The following is a 23,729-nucleotide window of genomic DNA, read 5'->3' as shown; positions in this document are numbered from 1 at the left end:
GCGTTGCGCGAGCGAGCGCACTTCACCGGCCACGACCGCGAAGCCGCGGCCCTGCTCGCCCGCACGCGCCGCTTCGACCGCTGCATTGAGCGCGAGGATATTGGTCTGGAAGGCGATGCCTTCGATCACCGCGATGATGTCGGTCATGCGCCTGGAGCCCGCCGCCAGATCGCGCATCGTGTTGACGACGTCATCCACGAGGCCGCTACCGCGCACCGCCACCTCGGAGGCGCCATGTGCCAAGCCGCTCGCCTGCTGGGCATTGTCGGCGTTCTGGCGCACCGTGGCCGTCAGCTGCTCCATGCTCGACGCGGTCTCTTCGAGCGAGGCCGCCTGCTCTTCGGTGCGCTGCGACAAATCCGTATTGCCTTGGGCGATCTCGCCAGACGCGAGCAGAATCGACTGGCTCGATTGACTGATACCCGTGACGATCCCCGCGAGCCGCTCGCGCATGTTGCCCAACGCGTACAGCACGCTGCCGGTATCGCTTGCACGAGTGAGAACCTGCACGCTCAGATCACCATCCGCAATTTGATTGGCGATCTCAACCGCGTAGGTCGGCTCACCGCCGAGCTGCCGGGCAAGGCGCCGCGCGATCAGCCACGCCAGCAGCATGCCCACCACCAATGCGCCCATCACCAGCGCGGACAGAACAATACGCATCTGCCGATAACTCGCCGCCGCTTGCTGCTGTGCGTCGCTCGCCTGCTGGCGGCGATAGTCGATCACCTGCACGATCCGGTCGCGCAGCGCTTCGCTTGCGGCAATCGCGCGCCGTACCAGTTCCTTGTTATCCACGGCCGCCGGGACCGGCTCCGCGCCGATCTGCTGATGCACAATCTCTTCCCAGGCGGCGGATTTGCTTAGCGTCTCGTCGAACAGTTGCTCACCTTGGGGCGTGGAGATCGTGGCCCGATAGCGGTCGTAGGCGTCGTGCATGGTCTTGAGAGACGCAACAATGTTGCTGTCGAGACGCTGACGGCCCGCCTCATCCTCTGCATAGCCAAGGTTGGCCGCAGCGAGGTCGGCGTCGATCTTGTTGCGGTTGGCCTCCTCCATCCAGTAGAGGCCATCCATGTGACGACTGCTGATTTCATTGGTCAGATCGTGCATCGACGACAAGGTCATCAGGCCGGTGACACCAAGCACCGCGCAAAACCCGATCACAATGGAAAACGCCAGCACCAGACTCTTCAATACGGTCATGCGCTCAAACCATTTCATCTCTGCATCCTCAACGATTCCCGACGGACCTTCGCGCCGACGCGGCATCGAGGGTGCGCGCTTGCCCACGCGTCCTGTTCATTTACGGCTGTCTCGACGCAGACTTGATGTGCAAATCGTGGGAATAAGCTGGAATGGATGTTGAAAGACGCGCGCCTCGCTCAGGCACGAAGCGATTGGGACTTGTCCGATTCAAAGGGTCCGATGCGCTCGCTAAAGTTGAATGGCTGCGTGACTCCATGACTTGCGCATGCGATGTTGTAACTCTCCGACTTTCCGCTCACGCCTCCCCGGTGTGAGCGGTTTTTTTTTGCCTTTGTTTGGCCGCCTGGCTCTGCCCGCGATTTCCGGGTCAGCTCTCTGTGTTCGACGCCTGACATCGGCCCAGGGTGAAACGCCTCCGCCGATTCCCGCGCAATATCATCCGGGTAAAATTTATCAGTCGTCGCAACGAGATCAACGCGGGAACGCGCCAACGCAAAAATCGGCCAGGCGCTTAGGCCCAGCCGGCTGATGTATTGAACATGTCGGAAATAAACAGGAAACAGGGGAAGCGCCGCTCCCCGCAGCACTACCTGATAGGCTGCGTCACGAGCCCGGGTGTGTCGGCACGCGCCGCAACCGGGTAGCAGAGGATGCAATTGCGCCCGGCGTCCTTGGCCTCGTAGAGGGTGGTATCCGCAGCGTTGACGAACGCGCGGTAGCCAGCGAACCGTTGGATCGCAGTACTGGCAATGCCCACGCTGATCGTCAGCACATGATGCGCACTCGCGACATGGCGCAACTCCAACGCCTGCACCGCCGCGCGAATGTGCTCGGCGATCATCGCTGCACCTAGCTCGTTGGTGTCGGGCAGCAGCACGGCGAACTCCTCGCCACCGTAACGCGCAGCGATATCGCCAGGCCGTCTGACATTCCCGTCGATGCAGGACGCCACGGCCATCAGGGCATCGTCTCCAGCGGAGTGGCCGTACAGGTCGTTGAAGCCTTTGAAGTTGTCCACATCGATCAGCAAAATCGACAACGACCGTCCGGTTCGCTGGGTGATGAGCCACTCCCGCTCCGCGTGCTCCTCGAAGGTGCGGCGGTTGTTCAAGCCCGTCAGGCCGTCAGTGCGCGCGAGGACGCGCAGCGCCTCCTCGACTTCGAGACGTCGTTTGAGCTGTTCAGAGAACAGCCGAGCTAGCGCGATGATCGTCAGATCGAGTGCGGCGATCAGCGAGCCAATGATCCACGCCCGGTGTCGCCATCCGGCGTAGATGTCGCTTGTTGAAATCGCCACATCGAGCAGTAGCGGGAAGCCGTCGATATGACGGAAAGCGTACCAGCGCTCCACACCGTCGATGGCCGCTGTCCCGAAGAAATCGCCGCTGTCCTGCTGCGTGAAGCGCGTGTAGTTGGGCGTGCCGGTCAGGTTGATGCCGATGATTTTCGGGTCGTACGGACGCCGCATCAGCATGGTGCCGTCGCTCAACAGCAACGCCATCGAGCCGCTGTTGCCGAGATTCATCCCGGCAAAAAGGCGCCTGAAGTAAGTCAGCCGCAACGTGCCAACCACGACGCCAGCGAAACTGCCATCCGGATTTGAGAGGCGGCGGCTCAAGGCAATGCTTTCCCCGGCGCCTTTCTGGTGAGACATGTACGGTCGGCTGATGTACAAGCCGAGATTAGAAGCGTTCCGGTGCGCGACAAAGTAGTCCCGGTCGGCGACATTGATTTGCCGCGGGGTCACGGATTGCGAATCAAATCTGACGTTGCCCGCCTGATCGAGGACGAGCATCGAACCCATGTCTTTGGCGCTCGCTGCGCCGTCGAACAACAGCATCTGACGGATGGCCGGCGGCAACGACACCACGCCAGGCTGTTGCAGCCCTTCAATGACCGCACGCAGCGACAGATCGTAGAGTTCGAGGTTGCGCGAGACGTCGCGTTGAACCAGCAGGGTGACGTTGAGGGCAGAGTCCTGCGCGCGCCGCAGGGCGTCGTCGCGCATTTGCGCCAGCACCCAGATCGCGATCGCGGCGATCGCGCCGGCTAGCAGGAAGCTGATCACAATAACGACGTTCGGGCGGCGCGTCACCATGTCGTTCGGAGATTTTTGGTGCGCGTTGGCCAACGCGCGTTATGGGAACTGCGATCATAGCCGAAGCCGGGAAGCGCGGCGGACAGAAATCGAACGTCCGGCAAGCACGCGCGCTACCTGAAAGCGGTAGGGTACCAGACCCCAGCGGTAATAGGCCGTCCGGGCGGTCGGGCCAATGCGATTCTTACCGCGAGGCCCCGTGCGCGCCGCTACCCTGCGTGGGGTGTCAGTGGGGGTGACGCATCCGCAGCGGCCTCGGCGCGGCAGATCGCGTTGATATCAACCGGGTCCAGCACTTCCTTGCCGCGAGGGTGGCGGGCCAGCGCCAGCATCGCCCGGCCGACGCCTTCGGTGGTCACGATCTGGTTCGGCATCAGCATGCGTATTAGTGTGAACAGCGGACGCGCCGCCGCATAGACCAGCCGGTACAACCGGGTTTTCGACTGGATGCCATGCAGCGGCTGGATCACGCCAGGGCGGAACAGATAAACCGCCTTGAACGGCAGGCGCTTCAGCGCGTTCTCGGTCTTGCCTTTCACTCGCGCCCACATGCTGCGTCCCTGCGCAGTGCTGTCGGTACCGGCACCCGAAACATAGATGAACACCATCTGCGGATTGAGCCGGGAAAGCGTGCCGGCTGCCGCGAGCGTCAGGTCGTAGGTCACGCGTGTGTAGTTGTCCTCCGTCATCCCCGCTGAGGAAATGCCAAGACAAAAGAAGCAGGCGTCGAAGCCCTGTAACGACGCCTCGGTCGCCTGATAGTCCAGCATGTCCGGCAGGGTGATCTCGTGCAGTCGCGGATCAAGCTGGCCCGTGGCCGAGCGCCCGACCGTCTGCACAAACTCCACGTCGGGCGCACGCAGACATTCGCGCAACACACCCTGTCCGACCATGCCGGTCGCGCCAAACAACAAGACTCTCATGCCACATGCTCCGGCTCAGTGCGCGGCCAGCGCAGGTTGGTCAACGCCTCGGACACCTCCCACAAACGGGCGGCTACCGACTTGTCTTGCGCGCGCGGCGCTATCGCGGCCACACCTGCCGGACCTTTCGTCTCGAACAGACCGGTGGGGCCGTAGTAACCGCCGGGCTTCGCCTCCGGCGCGGTGGCAGCGAACAGGGTAGGAAGCGCGCCCGCGGCGGCGGACTGGCTCATCAAAGGCTGCACCGTCCAGCGTCCCACCATGTTGGCGAGCGAGTGTTCGCCGGGACCGTTAGCGATCAGATCGGTGCGCGCGAAACCCGGGTGTGCTGCATTGCTCAGGATTCCCCACCCATGCGTATCGCTGCGGCGCTGCAATTCAAGCGCGAACATCAGCATGGCGAGCTTTGATTGTGCGTAAGCGGTCCAGGGATCGTAGCGCCGGGTAAATTGGAGATCGTCGAAATGGATGGCAGCGCGCATCTTGTGCGCAATGCTGCTCAGATTGACGACGCGCGGTGCGCTTGCGTTGCGCAACACGGGCAACAACTGCGCCGTCAAGGCAAAGTGTCCCAGATAGTTAGTGCCGAACTGCAATTCGAAACCATCCATGGTTTCTTTGCGCATCGGCGGCATCATGACGCCCGCGTTATTCACAAGCAGGTCGAGCGCGTCATGCGCGCGCGTGAAACGCTCGGCGAACTCGCGTACCGAGGCAAGGCTCGCCAGATCGAGGTGTTGATAGCTGATCGATGCGCGCGGATACCTCGCCCGGATTGCCGCTAGCGCGGCGTTTCCCTTGGTCTCGTTGCGCCCGGTCAGCACAACCTCGGCACCGGCGGAGGCCAACGCGAGCGCCGTCTCGTAGCCCAGGCCGCCGGTCGCGCCTGTGATAACGACGCGCCGCCCGCTTTGGGATTGAATGTCGTTAGTAGTCCAGTGAGCCATCGCGTGCGTCCTTACGATTGTAGGAAAGCGGGCAACCGCGCGGGCGCGCTGAAGTCGGTCGCGCGGCTCACGGTTTGCCATGCCGTCAGTGTCTGGCGACGGCGCTCCAGAATGCTTCGAAGCCTGCATTGCGATAACGCTCAGCCTGACTCGGGTCACGTTCGATGAATTCCATCGTAGTGTCGGCAATCGCGCCCATGATCGCCGCTGCAAAAGCCGGTGGATGATCACGCAACACGCCGCTGGCGATGCTGGTTTGCACCATCTCGTTGACGTCCGCGAACGCGTTCATGCCTGTCGCACGGGTCTGGTCGGTCAGGCGGTCGGAGACGGCCAGTTGTGCCATTGCCCGCCGCTTGTGCGGATAAGCCACACCCCAATTGACGTACCTTTGCCAAACGTGCCGCGCGCGGGTCTGGACTGTCGCATTGTTCGGGTAGCCGTCCATCATCACTTCCCGCATGTCAGACTTGATGTCCAGATACAGCGTATTCAGCAACTCGTCCTTGCTTTCGAAGTACGTGAAAACCGTGCCTTCCGCGACACCAGCGACCTTGGCGATGCGCGCCGTGGGTGCGCCCAACCCTTGCTCGGCGATCACCTGGGTCGCGGCGGCAAGAATGGCATTACGTTTGTCTTCGCTTTTAGGACGGGCCATGCGGACTCGAATCAGGTTTATTAATGAGTGATTACTCAATCATAATGACGGACCGTGACTTGATCAAGCGAAATTTGCGACATACGGCCGTGGCATGTCAGTGGTGGAAACTCCAGTCTGAAAGGGCATTGAAATATGATGAATCGCTCCTCGCACTGATCCTTAATAGTTAGTTATCCATGTTGATTTAGCTGTATCCCCTGCCATGTGGGAAGCGCGCGAAAACGACCCTCATGCGGCGCTATTTTTAGCCTTTTTCATATGATTAAAACGGCGTGCGCACGCGACGCATCTATTTGTTCATACGTTACAGGTCGTTACGTCTTTTATGCAGACCTAATGAAACTGATTCGGTAGGATTCACCCGGCTCAAAGCGATCGACCACCGAGCATCGGCAAATTTGATCTCCCCGGTGTACGCGCGCTCAGGTTCCGCCCTCACCCATTTCACGTGACGGCGCCGATACCACGCCTACTGCATTCCGCCCTTGCGGAATGTTTCGGTGCCGCACATGCGGCCTGCCCAGGACGATTCACCAACGCCTTTGCAGCCTGAAGTTCGGCACGCTGAATGTCAGGCACCTTCGCATCGTTGACAGCCGCCCTCTCCGGGCCCGCACAGCATGAGGCTCATGCCTCTGCACCGCGCGCCTGACGTCAAACCCAACATTCGGTCCGCGCAGCGATGCGCTGACGCCATGAGCGCTACGACGTCATGGCAAGGTAGGACGAATGTTCATACTTTTTCCGCCTGATCGATGAAATTCCAACCGTTACTGCTTTCCTCCCTGCTACTCATACTCGCCGGCTGTGGCGGCGGTGGAGGATCGAGCGGCAGCGCGTCCAATAGCGGCAGCGCAACCTCCAACAGCGGGACCGGTTCGGCCGCGAATGGCTCGAGCGCCGCAGGCAGCAGCAGCGGCGGCAGCAACACCAGCACCGCAGTCAAGGCCAGCGCCACCGAGACGATGAGTTGCCAGTCGCCGGCTACGTCGAGCGCGGCTGCCGGCAGTGCACTGATTTCCGCCGATACGCCCAGCGCCGATGCCACCCGCATGTTTGCCTCGGGCAGCACGTTCCAGATCGCCTTCACCACGAACGCGCCCTCTGCAGACAAGCTCAACTGGGCCGTCAGCGACCAGCTAGGCAACGTCGCCGCGAGCGGCACCTTCCCGGTGGCAACCGGCCCTGTCACCAGCACGCTCAGTTGCACCTCGACGCTGGCGGGCTATTTCGCGGCCTCGGCCACGCTGGCCGCCAACGGGGGCACGCTGCCTTCGGCCGGCACACGTCCGAGCGGTATTGCCAGCTTCGGCGTGCTGCCGAATCTGTCCGGCGTCGTGCCGGCCGTCACGTATGCGCATCAGGACGAGCATCGCTTCGGCATGCAAGGCGAGAACGACAACGGCGCATTGCTGGCCGATCTCGGCATTTCTTCGACCATCGACAACCGCCAGCTTTCGGCGATGGAGCCGAACGCCGCCAACACCTTTAACCCGGCCGCCAACAACCTCGATCCGTTCTACACGTCGGGCAAGGTGATGCGGCTGATCCGCCTCGACGGCATCCCTGCCTGGGCCAGCCCGACGGGTGCGTTCCAGGACGACACCAATCCGCCGACCAGCCTCTCGTACTATCAGAACTACATGAGCCGCGTAGGGACGGAATCAAATACGATTCGTACAACGTATTTTCCGACGCAATCGAACGACTACTATCAGGTGACGTGGGAACCGAATCAGTTCTGGGTCGATACCGACGCCAATTTCGTCGCCATGTATCAAGCCGTGTATCAGGGTATCCACTCCACTGACCCGCACGCGGTCGTCATGGGACCCACCGATGCGTTCCCCTCGCTGACCACGACGCGCCTGAAGCGCATCGCGTCGCTGGGCTTTGGAAACTATATCGACGGCATTTCCACGCATGGCTACTACGATGCCGGCACTTCGCCTTCGCATCCGCCTGAGCGCCTCGCCACCGATCCTAGTCCGGCCAACGCCGCCAACGCGCTGATGAACGAAATTCGCTTGCTGCGTACGGAAATGGTGACGGACTATCGTCCGGGGATGAAACTGTTCCAGACCGAAGTGGGTATCAGCTACGACCTCGGCAGCTCATACGGACCGAACTATCCGACTGCCAACGTGTTGTTTGCACAGGCCGCGGTGGTCGCACGAACCCACATCATTCTGCTTGGCGAAGGGGTGGATCAGACCTACGTGTTCTACGGCGCGGACTATCCGAGCGATGTCGGCTACGGCACGTTCTTCGATCTGGCCGATCCGCAAGGCGCATTCGGCGCGACCAACATCAGTCCGAAACCAGCGGCGATGGCGGTTAGCGCGCTCACGCATGTGCTCGATGGCACGAACACATTGGGTCCGGTGAACGGCACGCCTTCCGGCGTCTACGCCTACGCGTTCCAGCAGCTCGGCAACGGCGCGGTGATCACCGCACTCTGGACTCACAACAACAATGTGTGGGGTGCCAGCACGGGCTTCAGTTCGACCTACAGCGTGCCGTACAGCCTTGCCGTGGATGCACCGGGTACCAGCGGCACGGTCAAGGTGATCGACATGATGGGCAATCCCTCGACGGTGAACTACACCAACGGAACGCTGACGCTGAATCTCACGGAAGCTCCTGTGTACGTGGTGTCGAATAACGCCACGGTCGCCAAGGCCGACGTGACGACGCCGACCGGGTACGTCGCGAACTAAGCCAGATTGATATACGAAGGATGACACGCAGCACAATGCTCCCGGCTGTCTAAAGCCGGTGCTAACAGGCAAGCCGGCCCTCGTGGAGGGGTCCCGGCGCGCCGCGAGCTAGCTGCTGGGATGCATTGGCCGCGCGGCCGCAGTGGGGACCACGTTCAGCCGCGCATAGTCGATCGCCTCGACGAGCACACCGACAATTTCGCCGATTCGGTCGCGGGAAATGCGGATCTCCACCCATTCACGCATCGGCGATCTGCCATAAGGCTGAAAGGCGAAGGCGCGGCCCGCCTTGACGAGCGATGCGGCTCGCTCAGCCGGCAGTTTGATGCCGATGCCGCTGCCATAGACGCAAAACGCCATATGCGCCCCGACAAACGCGGCCGGGCAGCCGAACATCGCCCCCTCGTGGACCGAAGGATCGCGATCGTGGACCTGCGCAAAAGCGACATCAAACAAGCCCCGATCATGCAACAGCCTGGGGACCGTCTCCATGGATGTTCTCCTGAACCTAACGCGCGGGCCGGTAGCGCTTAAACGCCGTCCTCGACATCGCTCGTCCCAAGCACTTCATATTCGACCGGACTGCGGGTATAGAAGAGACGCACGCCAGCGTGTCGCAACATGTCGACCAGGGCGTCGATGCGTTCATCTTCTGAGGCCACCGTCACGACCACCGGCTGATCCACCAGTTCGAAAAAGCGCGCTGCGTGATACTTCCCGCGGTTGTCGATACTCTCGCTGACTTTAGTGACCGTCGCGCCCTCGATGCCCGCCCGTTTCGTCTCGTCCAGAATCCAATCAACGAGGGTCCGGTGACCCTTACGGTGACTCGGGTTGTCGGCGAACAGCATCAACTGACTGCCTTTCATGAAGACCTCCAGCTAATCCACGAATCAGGCATGGATCAGCACGCTCATTGCCCACTCGACATATCCAGCAACAGGGCATGGAAACCGGGCACGGAATAGCGTGCTTCATGTTGAGCGCTAACTGGCTCGTGCTGCTGATGATAAGCATAGGAAATCGTCCCCGCTACGGGGTAAATCTCTGTGCTGTGCTGCATCATTCGGCGGAGATTCAAAAGAAACCGGGATAATCCGACGGATTTACCGTGCGGTCATTTTGACGCGCAATACCTACCGGCTGGAACTTTCTAACCGGCCCGGTGCGTTCGGTCGCCGCATCTCTCGGGCGATACACGATGCACGCACCCGCAACCTGGCCCTTGTTTGCACACCGTTGCGAATACGCGGGAACATATTCGTCTGCAGAGCGTCCGTAGGGATATCCCCGCATAAAGAAAGCGAGATCCAACGATGGACGACCTGTTGACACGACTCCTGCACTTCCAGCCGGCCCTGCTCGCGACCGTGGCGCACGATGTCTTGCATCTGATCGTCGCCGCCGCCATCCTGGCCGTGGGTTGGTGGCTCTCCAACCGGATCGGCGTGGTGTTTGCCAAAGCGTTTGCGCACACCCGTGCCGATCCCACGCTCGGGCCGATGCTCCAGGCGATGGGCACATGGGCGGTACGCGCAGTGGTATTCATCGCCGCGCTCAGCGAAGTCGGCATTGCGACTGCCAGCGTGCTCGCCGTGCTCGGCGCCGCCGGCCTCGCCATTGGACTGGCGTTGCAGGGCACGCTGCAGAACATCGCGGCGGGCATCATGCTACTGATGCTGCGGCCGTTTCGCGCCGGCGACATTATCGAAGGTAGCGGCGCTGCCGCAGGCATCGTGCGCGAGGTTGGCCTCTTTACGACGCATATCGAACGTAGCGACGGCAACGCCGTGTACGTGCCGAACAGCCTGATCTGGAGCAATCCGGTTATCAATTACAGCAGCGGCGGCACCGAGCGAATTGAAGTCGACGTCGACCTGGCGCAACGCAAGGATGTCGATGCGGCAATTGGCGAGTTGAAAAAGCTGGTCGCAGATGAACCGCGCGTATTGACGGGCACGACGCTGGCGCCGGTGGTGTCGGTGACGAGCTATCCGAAGTCAGGCGGCGTGAAACTCAGGATCGCAGCGTGGGTGCGCAGTCCGGATGCGCCCCTGGCTCGTGACGATCTGCGCAGTCATGCGCGGGATGCGTTGACGCAAGCAGGTTGTGCGGTGGCCGTGCAGTGATGGACTGTGTGTTTTCGGATGGGCTCGATCAACCCAGGTCTGGGCCTGGCAGGTCTGCAAGTAACCGATGGAAAAGAGTGTTTTCCGTTTAGATACCTGATGTTACGGTTGGCACGATTGGCACCGTGTACCAATCGCGTACCAACGGCGAGTCATTTCTCGCGTCGCCGGCGAGCCAGACTCTCACGGAGCCTTCCCTTCACACGAGCCCAGTAGCCGGCCAGCAGCGCAAATTCCGCGAGTCGGCCACGTACAGTCAGAAAAATGGAAACCGTACTGTGGCTGGTTTCGCGGTTTGCCCAACGAGCTTTGTACGCGGTGTGAACGGGACGGAAATCGAAATCACGGCCATTTTCATGCGCCCACTTCATGCAAAATTCGTGCATCAGGTTGCCGGGAGTGCAAGCGCCGAAGGCTTCATCATAAGTCGTGATGAAGCCCTCGAAGTATGCTTGCCCCACCAGGTTGACCGACGCCGCGACCGGCACACCATCGACCTTCAGAAAGGTGACAAGTGGCGTCGTAGGCAAATCAACTCGACGAGCCAGTTCGATAAAAAAGTCGCGGACCTCGTCGCCCATCAGGTATTTCGTATCGAACTGGCGTGACTCGGCCCAGCGCCGCTTGTTGGCGAAAAGCCAACTTAGGACCGCTTCGGCATCCTCGGCCGTCTTGCACCATCCGAATTCTGTTTGGCCCTTGGTATTGAGCCGTTTCAGATTGCGACGCGAGTCGCTGAATAGCGACTTTGAGCGCGTCGCCGCAAAGTCATCCCAGCGTGGATATTGACGCAAGTTGATCGAGTATCCTGGCACGTCGTCCCGCAGTCCTTTGGGAACGATCGGCAGAAACCAGGATTGCCGTCGCGAGTTGAGCGCCCGATGCAACGTGCTATCGCGCACGACAAATCGCACCCGCAGAACGTCCGCACGGATTTCAGCGGTCGCCTGCATCAGAAGCGTCAACACCTCGAAGTTGGTTTCGTCGCGAATAAGCGGGCCGCCGTACTCCTCGTCAGCGCCACAACTCAGTGCCCTGGCGACACGAAACAGGCCCTTGCGTTGAATCGCCACGGGCCATAGCGCGCACAATCCGCGCTCGTCATACACCCGAATGACGTTGACGATGCCACCCGCCGATAACACGCGTGAAGCCGCCACTTCGCAGTAGGAATAGGTGATGCAAAACGAATACGCGTGAGCAGTGGCGATGAGCTGATCCCACTCGCGACGCATAGCCTTGAAAGCGTCCAGATCCGTGATCGTTTTGACGTCGTGCTGCAACCCGCGCACCTCTAGCCCGCACTGGGCCGGGTGTGGCAATGGGACCGACATATCGTTACCCCCGCATCACGGGTCGTAAACCCGCGCAACGCTGTTTACCCGTCAGGGTAAGACTACCATTGGCCGAGGTGTAGCCAAAAGTAGCGCGTTTTGGGAGACCGATTTGATGTGGTTCAGACGCACATCTTTGAGGTGTTCATACGGTCGTCATTAAGTCCTGCGGGGTTGTTGATGCGGTTACGACATCTCCTCGGCGATCACCGCGTTTGCCGCGAAACACAATCACGTGATCGAAGAATGAATCGCGTTCGAATACCGTTTGCACTTTCGCCGCGAGACCGTTGAATCTGGGACGCATGTCCGTCACGCCTGCGGCTAGCCACGTCAGCCCGAAACATCGACACTCCTTGCTGCCACAAGGTGTCGCGTCCAGTGTTTTGCTCAGCGCCTTAGAGTGAAATTTTTGAACTATCTAGCACGCACCGCCCGATCCAGTCTGCATGCGAGCGAGTCGTGACAAAATACGATCCCTCTTCTATGCAGGTGCAAGTTACTCAATGGCCCTACTCGGAAAGTTTCGCCTCATCCCTCCCGATCAATGGCTTATGGCCACTCACGGCGATGTGACTGAGGCACGCCGGCGCGCCCAAGCGTGGTTCGCCACAAGAGGAACCTATGAAGGCGCAGAGTACACGATTGAGGAATTCGTTCGCCAGTGGTCTCTAGCGCAACTGCTTGACGCCTATAGCTACCCTTCTGAATGGTTGGGCGAGCGGATAATTATTGAAGAGCCCGTAAAAATGGGGTCAACGGAAAACCAAGCAGACATATCCATAAAGAATGCGAGTAGGCGCACGTTTCTTTACGTTGAAACAAAAAAACGAGGCTCATCCGAGGACGAATTCAAAGAAGCAGAACGTCAACTCGAAACTTATCTTGCGTCGACGCACACTGCCACGATTGGACTAGTTACGGATGGAGACCGGGTCAAAACAATCCGCAAAAAGATCGCCCCCAATGATTTTGAGTACATACCGGACCTGCCTGCGTACGGGCTGGAAACACGCGTTCGCGTTCAGCTCGTTCGCGAGCTGCCCGCGGACGGGAGCGGCAGAGCAGCTGGACTGAAGCTCCTGGACAACGAATACGACCGCGTTCTTTTCGATTGTCACAGCATTGCCCGCGACATCGACGGGCTTCACGCCGACGAGGCACTAGATGAAATCTGCAAAGTCATCTACACGAAAATATATGACGAACGGCAAACGACAGGGCTTCCGGTAGGCGCAGCATTCCGATTTCAAGCCTACGGTGCAAGTAACGCATCCGAAGTCGCTTCCAACATTCGCGTCTTGTATGAAGAGGCTCGACTGGTGGATATCGAAGCATACACAAAAAAAATCCCGGGTTACGAGCGCTCGCGAGGCGTATTCAAAACGCAGATCCGTTTATCAGATGCTGCTCTGTTTAGGGTCGTAGAACGGCTACAAGAATTTTCCCTTATCGACAGCAACGCAGACATTAAAGGCCGGGCATTTCAAAAGATTTTGGGTCCAGCCATTCGAGCTGGAATGGGGCAGTACTTCACCCCTGACCCAATCGTTGAGCTCGCTGTTGCCATTATTCAACCGAAGGCAAGCGAGCATATTCTTGATCCGTTTTGCGGCTCAGGGCACTTCTTGACGAAAGCGTCGCAATATGTGACCGAACATCAAGGTAACACGATCACCGATCGCGACCTACGCGAATTCAAATTCTTCCATCTACATGGGATTGAGAAATCCGATCGGATGGTCCGTATTGCGATGACCGATATGATGCTGAATGACGACGGCCATACGAATATCCGGAATCTGGACGCATTGCTGAGCTTCGAGAATTATCCCGATATCACGGCGCTACGGGATGATGGAAAACATGATCCGGCCGTGTTTGACGTGATACTTACCAATCCGCCGTTTGGTAGCATCATGCGCCAGGAGACCATGGAAATCATGGGTCGATTTGAACTCGGTCATAAGAAAAAGTCTCTCCCATTGGAAGTCCTTGGGCTAGAGCGAAGCATACAATTCCTTCGCCCTGGAGGGCGAATGGCTATTGTTTTGCCGGAGCATATGATGAAGGGTAAGAGCGGCCTGTTTGTGCGAAAGTGGCTCGAAAATGTCGTAAAGGTGAAAGCGCTCTTCTTTTTTCCTGAAGACGCTTTTGCACCGTACGGTGCACTTGTCAAAACGTGCCTATGCATCTTCCAGAAGCTCGCTACCGGAGAGACGCCGCACGTAAATGATCAGACGCTTCTTTGCGAAGTGTCTAATCTTGGGTACGACGCAACCGGCAGAGCAAAGCCTGGAAGCGATGTGCAAGAGGCTGTCGAAGCGTTCCTGGGCGAGGTGAGCTGGCAATGAAGACTCTGATTAAAAAGCGCTCCGAGCTCCAAACCGCAGGCCGATGGGATATTGATTTCCATTTGCCGCCTGAGGAAATCAGCAAGTTTCCTGCAGCGTTGCTTAAACGCGTGGATGAAGTGGCGACGATCACAAAGGACAAGCGAGATCCTTCAAGAAACCCGGACGATGTTTTCCAATACATCGACATATCGAGTGTCGACGTAATGGTGGGCGGCATAACTACTGCCCAAGAGGTCGAGGGCTCAGACGCACCTTCACGGGCGCGAAAGGTTGTCTGCGCGTTCGACATCCTGATATCGACCTGCCGCCCCACGCGAGGCGCGGTAGCCGTGGTGCCGCCAAAGCTTCACAACCAAATAGCTTCGACTGGATTTTCGGTTGTTCGCGCTAAGCCGGGAATAAATCCGTTTTATCTCCACTATGCATTGCGGCTACCGAGCACCTTGGAGCAGTTTCGAAAATGGAGTACCGGGTCAAGTTACCCGGCGATACTCGATGAGGATGTTGCCAAGACGTTGATCCCCGTTCCGACGTCGACCGAACAAGACGAAATCGCGCAACAGATCGTACGTGCGTTACAGGAACGCGAGCAGGCGCTTGAGATAGCAAATGATGCGTGGCACAAAGTCCTGGATGGAGTCGCCGCGCGACTCGGCAACTCTGCGGTGAACACCGCCGCTGTGGACATGCTGCAAATAGAGGAGGAAGCGCTTGATCGCAGCGTGGCAGCGATAACAGCGCTACTAAAGGAACTTCCGCCTCTAACGACGGACAGGGAGCGCGACGTTAGAACGTTGGCGTTGCTCTAGTGTGTAGATCAAGCTTAGGGGGCGACGGGATCGACAGGCGCCTCGGGCGCGTTCGCTGATCCCCGGCTGCGTCCTGTTAGTTACGTCTTGGGCATAAGCGAGCGGACGACGAAGGTATCGTATGCGATGCCGCGTGATCGAGAGGAGGAGGATCGAACTCCCGACCTTCGCATTGCGAATGTAAAAACCAACCCAACTAATATCGTGCTTCTGGCGCCCTGTGTGATTATTTGCCACAATATTGCCACACCTCATTCAAGCGAGCGTTGCAACATGCCGACCATTCGAAAGCGTGGGCAGTACCAATGGGAGGCGCAGGTACGCCGGCGCGGCTACCCCGCACAAAGCAAGACCTTCACTACCAAGGCCGAGGCGGACGCCTGGGCCAACATGATCGAATCGGAAATGTCGCGCGGGGTATGGGTTAGCCGGAGCGAAGCGGAGGCAACAACGCTCTATGAAGCGCTGAAACGGTACGAGGAAGACATCTCGCTCTCAAAGAAGGGAGCGGCACAAGAGGCTTCCGTCTTGAAGACCTTCCAAGCCGCTCACTTGGCGAGACGGCCGCTAGCCACGATACGGAGCGCCGACATTGCGAGACTTCGGGACGTCTGGCTGAAGGACTACAAGCCTGCCACGGTACTGCGTCGCCTGGCTGTTCTTTCGCATGTGTTCAACGTTGCCCGCAAGGAATGGGGCATGGAGAGCCTGTCGAATCCGGTCGAGCTAATTCGGAAGCCGCTGCCGAACAATGCACGGACGCGACGCATTGCTCTCGGGGAGCCTCCAGTAGGAATTCCAAACGCCGACGACGCTGAATCAGCGCGCGGCGCGCCTGACGGCGAACTCAAGCGTGTTGTGACGGCTAGCAACTCTGCGCTTCTGCCCCCCATCATCTGGATGGCCGTTGAAACGGCCATGCGACGGGGAGAAATCGTATCGCTGCGATGGGAGCATGTGGATCTCAAGCGCCGAGTCGCCCACCTGCCAGCCACGAAAAACGGTAACGCCCGGGACGTTCCGTTATCCTCCCGAGCCATCGCAGTTCTCCAAGCCTTGCTAGACAGTTGCGCGGAGCGCGACTCAAAAGTCGCCCCCATGAACGAGGGTGTAGGCGACGATAAGCAAAGAGTGTTTGAAATTCGCAGCGACGCCGTTACGAGAGCTTTCGAGCGTGCGGTAGCGCGTGCGCGCAAAAGCTACATTGAAGAGTGCAGAAAAGTTAGCCGACGGCCGGACGTCAAATTTCTAACAGACCTCCGCTTCCATGATCTCCGGCACGAAGCCACGTCGCGCTTAGCGTCGATCTTTCCATTACATGAGCTAACAAAGATCACGGGCCACAAAGATCCGCGCATGCTGATGCGCTATTACCACCCACGCGCCGAAGATTTGGCGAAAAAACTTCCATGAAACCGATTTGCGTGGCGCAGTTTACGACTCGCTGAAGCGACCGCGAGCTATTGCGCGCCAAACCACCACTGCCTATAATATAGGGTTGCACACTTGCCACACCGGTTCCGACGCCCGGGTGGCTTTAATCCACAAGGAGTGAATATGCGTCATTACGAAATCGTATTTATCGTGCATCCGGATCAAAGCGAGCAAGTGCCCGCAATGATCGAGCGTTACAAGTCCACGATCACCTCGCACGGTGGCCAGATCCATCGTATCGAAGACTGGGGCCGCCGCCAGCTGGCCTACATGATCGAGAAACTCGCGAAGGCTCACTACGTCTGCATGAACATCGAATGCGACCAGACCACGCTCGACGAGCTGGAACACGCATTCAAGTTCAACGACGCAGTTCTGCGTCACCTCATCGTCAAGCTGAAGAAGGCCGAAACGGCCCCGTCGCCGATGATGAAGGAAGTGCAGCGCGAAGAAGCCAAGAAGTCGGCTGCTACGCAACCGTCCGAAGCGCAGGCTTAAGACACATTATTTAAGCTGCCAGAAAAAGCGTCGTTCTCGCCAAAGGCTACATGAATCGGCTGCAACTCACGGCCAGCGTCGTCGAACGCGAACCGGTGCGGTACACACCCGCCGGCGTTCCGATTGCAGGCTGCACGTTGCACCACCGCACGGAAGTCGTCGAAGCCGGCATTGCCCGGCAAGTCGAACTGACCATGCAGGCGGTAGCCGCAGGCGAGGCGAGCGGTAAGCTGGAAAGCTGTCAGATGGGCGTGGAAACGCTCTTCACAGGCTTCCTGGCTAAAAAGCACCGCAACGCAAGAACTCTGGTATTTCACATCACAGCATTGCAGGACATTGGAAAGGACTGAACATGCCCCGCCCGACTGGTAAAAAATTCGACAAGCGTCGTCAGCAACAAAATCCGCTCTTCAAGCGCAAGAAGTTCTGCCGTTTCACGGCCGCTAATGTCGATCACATCGACTACAAAGACCTCGATACGCTGAAGGACTTCATCGGCGAAAACGGCAAGATCACGCCGGCGCGTCTCACGGGTACGAAGTCGCATTATCAACGCCAGCTGGATACGGCAATCAAGCGCGCACGTTTCCTCGCGCTGGTGCCGTACACCGACCAGCACAAGGCCTAACCCGACGACGCGATAAGGAGCATCTGAATGCAAATCATTCTTCTGGAAAAAGTCGTCAATCTGGGCAACCTGGGCGATATCGTCAAGGTGAAGGACGGTTACGCACGTAACTTCCTGATCCCGAACAAGCGCGCTCGCCGCGCAACGAAAGACGCGATCGCTGAATTCGAAGTTCGCCGCGCTGACCTCGAAAAGGTCGCTGCTGAAAAGCTGGCAGCTGCTCAAGCCCAAGGCGAAAAGCTGGCCGGTTCGACGGTGCAGATCGCTCAGAAGGCTGGCGTTGACGGCCGTCTGTTCGGCTCGGTGACGAACGCTGACATCGCTGAAGCACTGGCCAAGCAAGGCTTCGCAGTGGAAAAGGCGCAAGTGCGTCTGCCGGAAGGCCCGCTGAAGCTGGTTGGCGAGCACGCAGTCCAGATCTCGCTGCACACCGACGTTCTCGTCGATGTGACGGTGGCTGTGATCGGCGAACACGTCTAAGCATCAGGCATCAAAAGAAGTCAGGTCGCCGGGGTATTTCCGGCGACGAGGGGCAGGGGCCAGGCAACTGGCCTCTGCCTTTTTTTGTCCGCAATCGCCGTCACCGAGCGATATGGAGTCACGTTTTGTCGTCTTGCGATGCTTCGCCCGCGTCGTTGTTCACTTGATATCCATCTCATCGCGATGACCTGCGTTAGCAAACCAGGTGAGCAACGCGGTAGACGTCGCTGGACATGACGAATAGCACGGAATGGTGTCCAGAAGGTCTGGAGCAAGAACGTCCGATGTTCAGGTGTTCAGCGTGCAGGTTGACTGTTGCATGATCCGTCATCTTCCACGGAGACGCTCCCATTCGTGGTCCGTCCCGACCGCCAGTTGAACCGCTGGTCGCCTTGGCGCCAGATCCAACACAGGTTTCGTAAGCGAAGGCTTTACGTGCTACGTGCGTGCGCTTAGGCCTTCGAGACCTCCGCCAATACGCCATCAACTGAACGCGCCTTGACATATCGAGCTGGAGATTCATCCCGCTCCAATGCTAGGAAGTGCGCCCCGCCACAGATGATCTTGGCATTTTCCCCGTCGCGTAGTTCATCGGTGAACAGGCTGCTCTTCGTTTCGACGACGAAATATAAACGCTCCGCGCCATCCTGCTCAATCAACACCGCCCAGTCAGGGTTGTAGGTGCCCAAGGGTGTAGGCACCTTGAACCAGGCGGGCAGTTTGGCATACAACTTGATCGCATCGTTTTTCTCCAGAGCGTCGGCGAAGTCTCGCTCGGTGTTGGAGTCGTATACCACATGCTCATAGACGGATTTCGTTGTATCCATCAGCATGTTCTTGAGATAGCCCATCAGTTCTTCCTGATCGAACAACTCTTGTGCATAGAAATGTTCGTCGCCGAGCCTCTGGTATTTGATACCGTAGACCAGCGCGAGCCGCTTGCAACGATTGATGATCTCAGCTGCAAGCTCAATGAACTGCTGTGGGTTGCGCTTCACGTCATCGAGCCGTCCGCTGGCGGTCAAAATCTCGACAATAGTGCGGCGGGTGAGCTGAGTGCGATCCTGCAGATCGGTGAGCAGGTCCGGCAACTCGATGTCGAACTCTTCCAGGACGACAGTTGATGCCCCAGCTTTCTCTGTGGCTTCGACGCCCGCCTTGCCGATGCCGATGTCGGCCTTGCGCCATCGCAGGCGAGCTTTGACGATTGGCGGCGCCTTTTCTAGAGCTACAACGCAGTCCGCGATGAGCTTCGCGTTGTCAAAATCCACGCGATAGGTGGTTTTATGTTTTATCCGGTCCCACAGACTCTTAAATTCGGGGCTGAGGTAGATGGCCTTGCGGACGGGCACGGGTGTGCGCTCGTCGGCGTTCTTGATGTCCAGGCGCCCAGACACCTTGCGCAGCAATTCCAGGATCTGACCGCTTTGCTCTTTGAACGCCACCGGCAGTTCCAATGCTCCGGATTTCAACGCAGTCCTCAGCGAATCTTGTACCTTCCCGTTCCTGTCAATGTAGTTCCCGCCTCTGAGATATTCCCAGAGTGCCTTTGACCGTTCGAGTCCGAGAGCGACCGTCTGCCCACCCGTGCTGCCTATCGCGATGGCCGCGAACTGGTGTTGCTCCACGACCCCAAAACGAATGCCCGTATCGTCTTCGATCTCCCTTTGCAGATTTTCGGCAAACTGCTCATAGTTCTCGGTGGCAATGATGGTCAGCGTATTAACCTCGAAACCACGAACGCGATCGCCTTGTTGATTCACGCATAGGCGCAATCCTCGTCCAATAGTCTGGCGGCGCTCTCGCTCACTCCGGATGTCCCGCAGCGAGCAGATCTGGAATACGTTGGGGTTATCCCAGCCTTCTTTCAGCGCCGAATGAGAAAAAATGAACTTGAGGGGCGTGTCGAGAGAAAGTAGACGTTCCTTGTCTTTCATGATCAGGTTGTAGGCACGTTCGGCATTTTCCCGGTTGCCCGCGTTGTTTTCACTCGTATTCGACCAGCCTCCGCTCCTGTCGACAGAAAAATAGCCGTCGTGCGCCTGCTCCGCCGCACTCGCGAGGTCGATCCCGGCAAAAAGGCTCGTATAGGCGGGCAGGCGCGCCCCGCGCTGGTATTCTTCCTCGAAAATGCGCGCGTACTCGCTCTTCACGGGACTGCCCTCAGCGTCGTAGCAGCGATACCTTTCGACGGCATCGACGAAGAACAGCGAGAGGACTTTTATGCCAAGCGGACGCAGGCGTTTTTCCTTGTCCAGGTGCTCCCTGATCGTGCGGCGGATCATCTCCCGCTGCAGTGACAGCGCATCGATGTCACCATGAGCTTGCCCCTTCTGCAGGTACATCTCGCCCCCGGGATAGCGCAACTCGACAAACTCCTGGCCTCTGGCCGCGCTAATTTCACCAATACGAATATCTGCATACGTAGCGCGCCGGGTGGTCTGCTCGAGGTCGTCCCCGTCATAAACGGTAACTTCCTGCCGCTTGATACCGCTTGGCGTGGCCAGGTCCAGCTCGACATTGGCTGTGACTGTTCCGCGTTTGTTGCTCACTGACACCAGACGCACGAACGGCATGTTGTGTGCATCCTCCACGCTGGCCGATGCAACTTCTATCTGTTTTACAAGTTTGCGCTCGTAGGCGTCCACGGCATCGAGGCGAAACAACATGTGGTGCTTGTCGATGTGAGTCGCCGAATAGCGCAGCGTGCAGAGCGGATTCATGGCTTCCAGTGCCTTCTTTCCCGCGCCTGTCAGTCCGCCATCCACTGTCTGCGGTTCATCAACAATAACAATCGGCTGCGTGGCCTTGATTAGGTCGATGGGCTTCTCACCGCCTGTCCTCTCGCTGTCCTTATACAGGTTATTGACGTCGCGCTTATTAATGGCGCCAACAGTGACCACCATAATCTGGATCGTAGCGCTAATGGCGAAGGTCCGTACCTGGTCCAGCCTGCCGGAATCGTATAGAAAATACTCAAAGGGTGCTCCCGCGTACAGCCCCTTGAAGTGATCCTCAGTAATCTGCAAGGACTTGTAGACGCCTTCCTTGATCGCCACCGACGGAACCACGATCACGAACTTGGTAAAACCATAGCGCTTGTTCAGCTCGAATATCGAGCGCAAATAGACGTAGGTTTTTCCCGTTCCGGTCTCCATTTCGACAGTGAAATCGCCAGAAGCCAGGCTAGAGGACGGGGGCAAGCCACTACGCAACTGGATATCGGCGAGATTCTTGTACAGTTCTTCATCCAGCAGGGTCAACCGGTTGCCGACGCCCAGATCCGACTCTGCGATGCCCAGCGTCAGTTGCGGCGAGGTTTCGGAAAACGGGTCATCGGATACGCCGCCTAGCGCCTTCATCGTCACTGTGAATTCTGTTCGACATACCTCCTGGCCACGGAACAGGTCGCAGACTGCCTCGATGGCCTGAAGCTGGTAGTCGAGGTTTGGCTCGAAGTGTAGTTTCATACCCGCTCCTTAAAGGCTGCGCACATTCTGGATGCCAGATTGCGCGAGGATCGCCGACAGATTGGTCTTGGTTACATCATCGGCGAAGGCGCTGTCGCGAAACACACAGGTTATGTCGCCCGCGGGAGCAAGCTGATTGCGCCATCCAATGATGCCTTGCGCGAGAGGTTCCGCTTCATCACAGTCAATGTGGGACGCAAGGCAGGCGAACAACACGCCTGCGCCAATGCTATGCACTGCCTTTCCCGCTAACTGGCGCTCGTCGATGGGTACGCACAAGTCAAGGCCCAGCTTAAGCAGCAGCTCGTAGAGGATGTCATCTTCGGACCGTCCGGGCAGAATATGTTCAATATGGTCGTGCAGTGTGCGTGCCAGATCGTTGCGATCTGGGTTCCACGCGCGAATATTCGACGTATCCAGTTTGAACGCCCTGAAGCCCACCTCTCCCAGGTAATTCGGGTTGTCGGCTTTGACCTTGGCGCCTGCCCTGCGCAACCGCTCCTTCGTGATTGAAGCTATGTCACGATAATCTTCGCGCCCTACGGGCTCTGGGAATTGAACAAGGATAAAGCGCCGCTGGCCATTGTCCGTTGCGTTCATCTGCATAAGTGCATGCCCGGTCGACCCGGACCCCGCAAAGAAATCAAGTACGATCGCATCCGTTTCTTTCGCACCGATGTTCAAAAGGTGTGTCAAGAATTTTGTTGGTTTCGGATTGTTGAAAACCTTCGGTCCCAGCAACGCATCCAATTCCTGCGTGCCATCACGATTGCGTGCATGTGCCTTGTCGACGAGGAGGCTTCTCGGCGTAACGCCGTCCAGCGATTCCCATGTGCGCGAATAGATTCTCCATTCCCCCGACTTGTCTTTCTGAAACGTTAGTTCGTCTCGTCGCTCAGCCACAGTCTTGCGCCCCCACCGCCAGCTCGTGGTCGGGTTGGAGGGGTCGGGCTGGGGCGGGTTGATCCAGCTTCCGTCGGGACATTCAATCGGAAAATCCATTGATTCGTTATAGGTGAGGCTTGTTTTGTCCAGCCTCTCGAGATAAAACCTCCTGCCATTCTCTACGCGATTGTATTTCGCCGTCATGGCGGGACTTTCATGTAGAACCGATGCGATTCCCGCCTTCGCGGCGTTTCGGGCAAAGCAGATTACATATTCATGTTCCGCGGCAACGTGTCCGCTGTCGTCGCCGCCGCCCGCCTTTCTCTTCCATATGAAGGTGGCAAGGTAATTTTCTTCACCGAATATCTCCGAAAGAATCCGACGAGAACTATCAAATTCTCCGTCATCGATGCTGACAAATATCACGCCATCCTCGCGCAATAGACCGCGTGCGAGTTTGAGGCGTGGATACATCATGTTTAGCCAGTCGGTATGAAATCTCCCATTGGCTTCCGTGTTACTGCCGATCTTCCTGCCACCTTCCATCTGCCCGGTCAGCTCAAGGTAGTTGCGAATGTTGTCTTGAAAGTTGTCCGGATATACGAAGTCCTTCCCTGTGTTGTACGGTGGGTCGATGTAGATGAGCTTGACCTTGCCCGCGTAGCTCTTTTGCAGCAGTTTCAAAACTTCGAGGTTGTCACCTTCGATCATCATGTTCTGGGTAGCATCCCATTCGACGCTGTCTTCCCGACAGGGTCGCAGGGTACCGACAGAGGGCGTCAGTGCTAGTTGCCGTGCGCGGCGCTTTCCGTGCCAGTTGAGGCCATATTTTTCGTCTGTGTGGATGGCAGTGGCATCACCAACAAGTTCTTTCAGCACTTCGATGTCGATGACCGGACCGTCTGCGCCTTCCGTCAGGAGCTCCGGGAACAGCGCCTTGAGCGTGGCGATGTTGTGAGCCTTGAAGTCCACCGATTGGGCTTGTTCAGAGGCTGCGTCGATTTTTTTCATGGGGATAGGATGATTCAGAAAATCAGAAGGTCTCGCCTGTAACAGGAATCCTGTCACGATGAGCTCTCGAAAAAAATGTGACGGAAACCGACGTGATTACTCCGCCGCGACCGACGCGATCAAAACCCTCAGGGCC

21 protein-coding genes are annotated in these 23,729 nt (G+C 58.2%); 9 read left to right on the top strand and 12 right to left on the bottom strand.

Translation table 11 applies throughout. From position 1 onward, the window contains the following. The 6 genes from WCA85_RS04785 to WCA85_RS04760 all read right to left on the bottom strand — a co-directional run. Window positions 1-1,224, bottom strand: a 1,224-nt coding sequence (locus WCA85_RS04785; RefSeq protein ID WP_424062018.1) for a methyl-accepting chemotaxis protein, incomplete at its 3' end; no start/stop codon positions are given. Between the two features lie 571 nt (window positions 1,225-1,795). Continuing rightward, entirely contained in the window at window positions 1,796-3,307 is a 1,512-nt protein-coding gene (locus WCA85_RS04780; protein ID WP_424062017.1) for a sensor domain-containing diguanylate cyclase, read from the bottom strand. A 209-nt stretch (window positions 3,308-3,516) separates the two neighbouring features. Next, a complete protein-coding gene (locus tag WCA85_RS04775; protein WP_424062016.1) occupies window positions 3,517-4,230 on the bottom strand; it encodes an epimerase in 714 nt (237 codons plus the stop codon). Then, the gene (locus WCA85_RS04770; protein ID WP_424062015.1) at window positions 4,227-5,177 is read right to left on the bottom strand and encodes an oxidoreductase; all 951 of its coding nucleotides are present in this window, start codon (window positions 5,175-5,177) and stop codon (window positions 4,227-4,229) included. The genes WCA85_RS04775 and WCA85_RS04770 overlap by 4 nt, the downstream gene beginning before the upstream one ends. Window positions 5,178-5,262: 85 nt before the next feature. Then, window positions 5,263-5,835 (bottom strand): TetR/AcrR family transcriptional regulator, encoded by a 573-nt coding sequence (locus WCA85_RS04765; RefSeq protein WP_424062014.1) that lies wholly within the window; start codon window positions 5,833-5,835, stop codon window positions 5,263-5,265. Between the two features lie 736 nt (window positions 5,836-6,571). Then, the gene (locus WCA85_RS04760; protein ID WP_424062013.1) at window positions 6,572-6,892 is read right to left on the bottom strand and encodes a hypothetical protein; all 321 of its coding nucleotides are present in this window, start codon (window positions 6,890-6,892) and stop codon (window positions 6,572-6,574) included. On the opposite strand from WCA85_RS04760, the gene WCA85_RS04755 reads away from it, so the two are divergent. Next, a complete protein-coding gene (locus tag WCA85_RS04755; RefSeq protein ID WP_424062012.1) occupies window positions 6,891-8,558 on the top strand; it encodes a hypothetical protein in 1,668 nt (555 codons plus the stop codon). The two genes, WCA85_RS04760 and WCA85_RS04755, sit on opposite strands and share 2 nt — an antisense overlap. 108 nt (window positions 8,559-8,666) lie before the next feature. Here WCA85_RS04755 and WCA85_RS04750 read toward each other — a convergent pair whose 3' ends face one another. Both WCA85_RS04750 and WCA85_RS04745 read right to left on the bottom strand, forming a co-directional pair. After that, the gene (locus tag WCA85_RS04750) at window positions 8,667-9,050 is read right to left on the bottom strand and encodes a hypothetical protein (RefSeq protein ID WP_424062011.1); all 384 of its coding nucleotides are present in this window, start codon (window positions 9,048-9,050) and stop codon (window positions 8,667-8,669) included. A 38-nt stretch (window positions 9,051-9,088) separates the two neighbouring features. After that, window positions 9,089-9,427, bottom strand: coding sequence for a DUF190 domain-containing protein (locus tag WCA85_RS04745; RefSeq protein ID WP_424062010.1), 339 nt, complete (start codon window positions 9,425-9,427; stop codon window positions 9,089-9,091). A 447-nt stretch (window positions 9,428-9,874) separates the two neighbouring features. Here WCA85_RS04745 and WCA85_RS04740 point away from each other — a divergent pair, with 447 nt between their 5' ends. Then, a complete protein-coding gene (locus WCA85_RS04740) occupies window positions 9,875-10,687 on the top strand; it encodes a mechanosensitive ion channel family protein (protein ID WP_424062009.1) in 813 nt (270 codons plus the stop codon). Between the two features lie 152 nt (window positions 10,688-10,839). Here the strand turns inward: WCA85_RS04740 and WCA85_RS04735 are convergent, their stop codons facing one another. Both WCA85_RS04735 and tnpB read right to left on the bottom strand, forming a co-directional pair. Beyond that, window positions 10,840-12,021, bottom strand: a complete 1,182-nt coding sequence (locus WCA85_RS04735; protein ID WP_424062008.1) for a GNAT family N-acetyltransferase — start codon at window positions 12,019-12,021, stop codon at window positions 10,840-10,842. A 145-nt stretch (window positions 12,022-12,166) separates the two neighbouring features. Next, window positions 12,167-12,358 (bottom strand): IS66 family insertion sequence element accessory protein TnpB, encoded by a 192-nt coding sequence (gene tnpB, locus WCA85_RS04730; protein WP_424062023.1) that lies wholly within the window; start codon window positions 12,356-12,358, stop codon window positions 12,167-12,169. A gap of 169 nt (window positions 12,359-12,527) precedes the next feature. Here tnpB and WCA85_RS04725 point away from each other — a divergent pair, with 169 nt between their 5' ends. The 7 genes from WCA85_RS04725 to rplI all read left to right on the top strand — a co-directional run bounded on the left by WCA85_RS04725 (window position 12,528) and on the right by rplI (window position 18,227). After that, complete coding sequence (locus WCA85_RS04725; RefSeq protein ID WP_424062007.1) at window positions 12,528-14,375, top strand: restriction endonuclease subunit M; 1,848 nt, start codon at window positions 12,528-12,530, stop codon at window positions 14,373-14,375. Beyond that, the gene (locus WCA85_RS04720) at window positions 14,372-15,187 is read left to right on the top strand and encodes a restriction endonuclease subunit S (protein ID WP_424062006.1); all 816 of its coding nucleotides are present in this window, start codon (window positions 14,372-14,374) and stop codon (window positions 15,185-15,187) included. The genes WCA85_RS04725 and WCA85_RS04720 overlap by 4 nt, the downstream gene beginning before the upstream one ends. Window positions 15,188-15,460: 273 nt before the next feature. Beyond that, window positions 15,461-16,600 (top strand): site-specific integrase, encoded by a 1,140-nt coding sequence (locus tag WCA85_RS04715; RefSeq protein ID WP_424062022.1) that lies wholly within the window; start codon window positions 15,461-15,463, stop codon window positions 16,598-16,600. Window positions 16,601-16,744: 144 nt separating this feature from the next. Further along, on the top strand, window positions 16,745-17,119 hold the full coding sequence (gene rpsF / locus WCA85_RS04710) for a 30S ribosomal protein S6 (RefSeq protein ID WP_074763847.1): 375 nt from the start codon (window positions 16,745-16,747) through the stop codon (window positions 17,117-17,119). A 50-nt stretch (window positions 17,120-17,169) separates the two neighbouring features. Next, window positions 17,170-17,469, top strand: coding sequence for a primosomal replication protein N (gene priB / locus WCA85_RS04705; RefSeq protein WP_007182110.1), 300 nt, complete (start codon window positions 17,170-17,172; stop codon window positions 17,467-17,469). Between the two features lie 2 nt (window positions 17,470-17,471). Further along, window positions 17,472-17,747 carry a 30S ribosomal protein S18 gene (rpsR, locus tag WCA85_RS04700; RefSeq protein ID WP_035550554.1) on the top strand — a complete coding sequence of 92 codons (276 nt, stop codon included), beginning with the start codon at window positions 17,472-17,474 and terminating at the stop codon, window positions 17,745-17,747. Window positions 17,748-17,774: 27 nt separating this feature from the next. Next, on the top strand, window positions 17,775-18,227 hold the full coding sequence (gene rplI / locus WCA85_RS04695; RefSeq protein WP_424062005.1) for a 50S ribosomal protein L9: 453 nt from the start codon (window positions 17,775-17,777) through the stop codon (window positions 18,225-18,227). A gap of 452 nt (window positions 18,228-18,679) precedes the next feature. Here rplI and WCA85_RS04690 read toward each other — a convergent pair whose 3' ends face one another. Further along, window positions 18,680-21,697 (bottom strand): type III restriction-modification system endonuclease, encoded by a 3,018-nt coding sequence (locus WCA85_RS04690; protein WP_424062004.1) that lies wholly within the window; start codon window positions 21,695-21,697, stop codon window positions 18,680-18,682. A gap of 9 nt (window positions 21,698-21,706) precedes the next feature. Next, window positions 21,707-23,593, bottom strand: coding sequence for a site-specific DNA-methyltransferase (locus WCA85_RS04685; RefSeq protein WP_424062003.1), 1,887 nt, complete (start codon window positions 23,591-23,593; stop codon window positions 21,707-21,709). Window positions 23,594-23,729 lie beyond the last annotated feature (136 nt).

Source organism: Paraburkholderia sp. (genome assembly GCF_049581445.1).
Taxonomy (GTDB): domain Bacteria; phylum Pseudomonadota; class Gammaproteobacteria; order Burkholderiales; family Burkholderiaceae; genus Paraburkholderia.
This window is presented reverse-complemented; position numbering and strand designations above follow the sequence as displayed.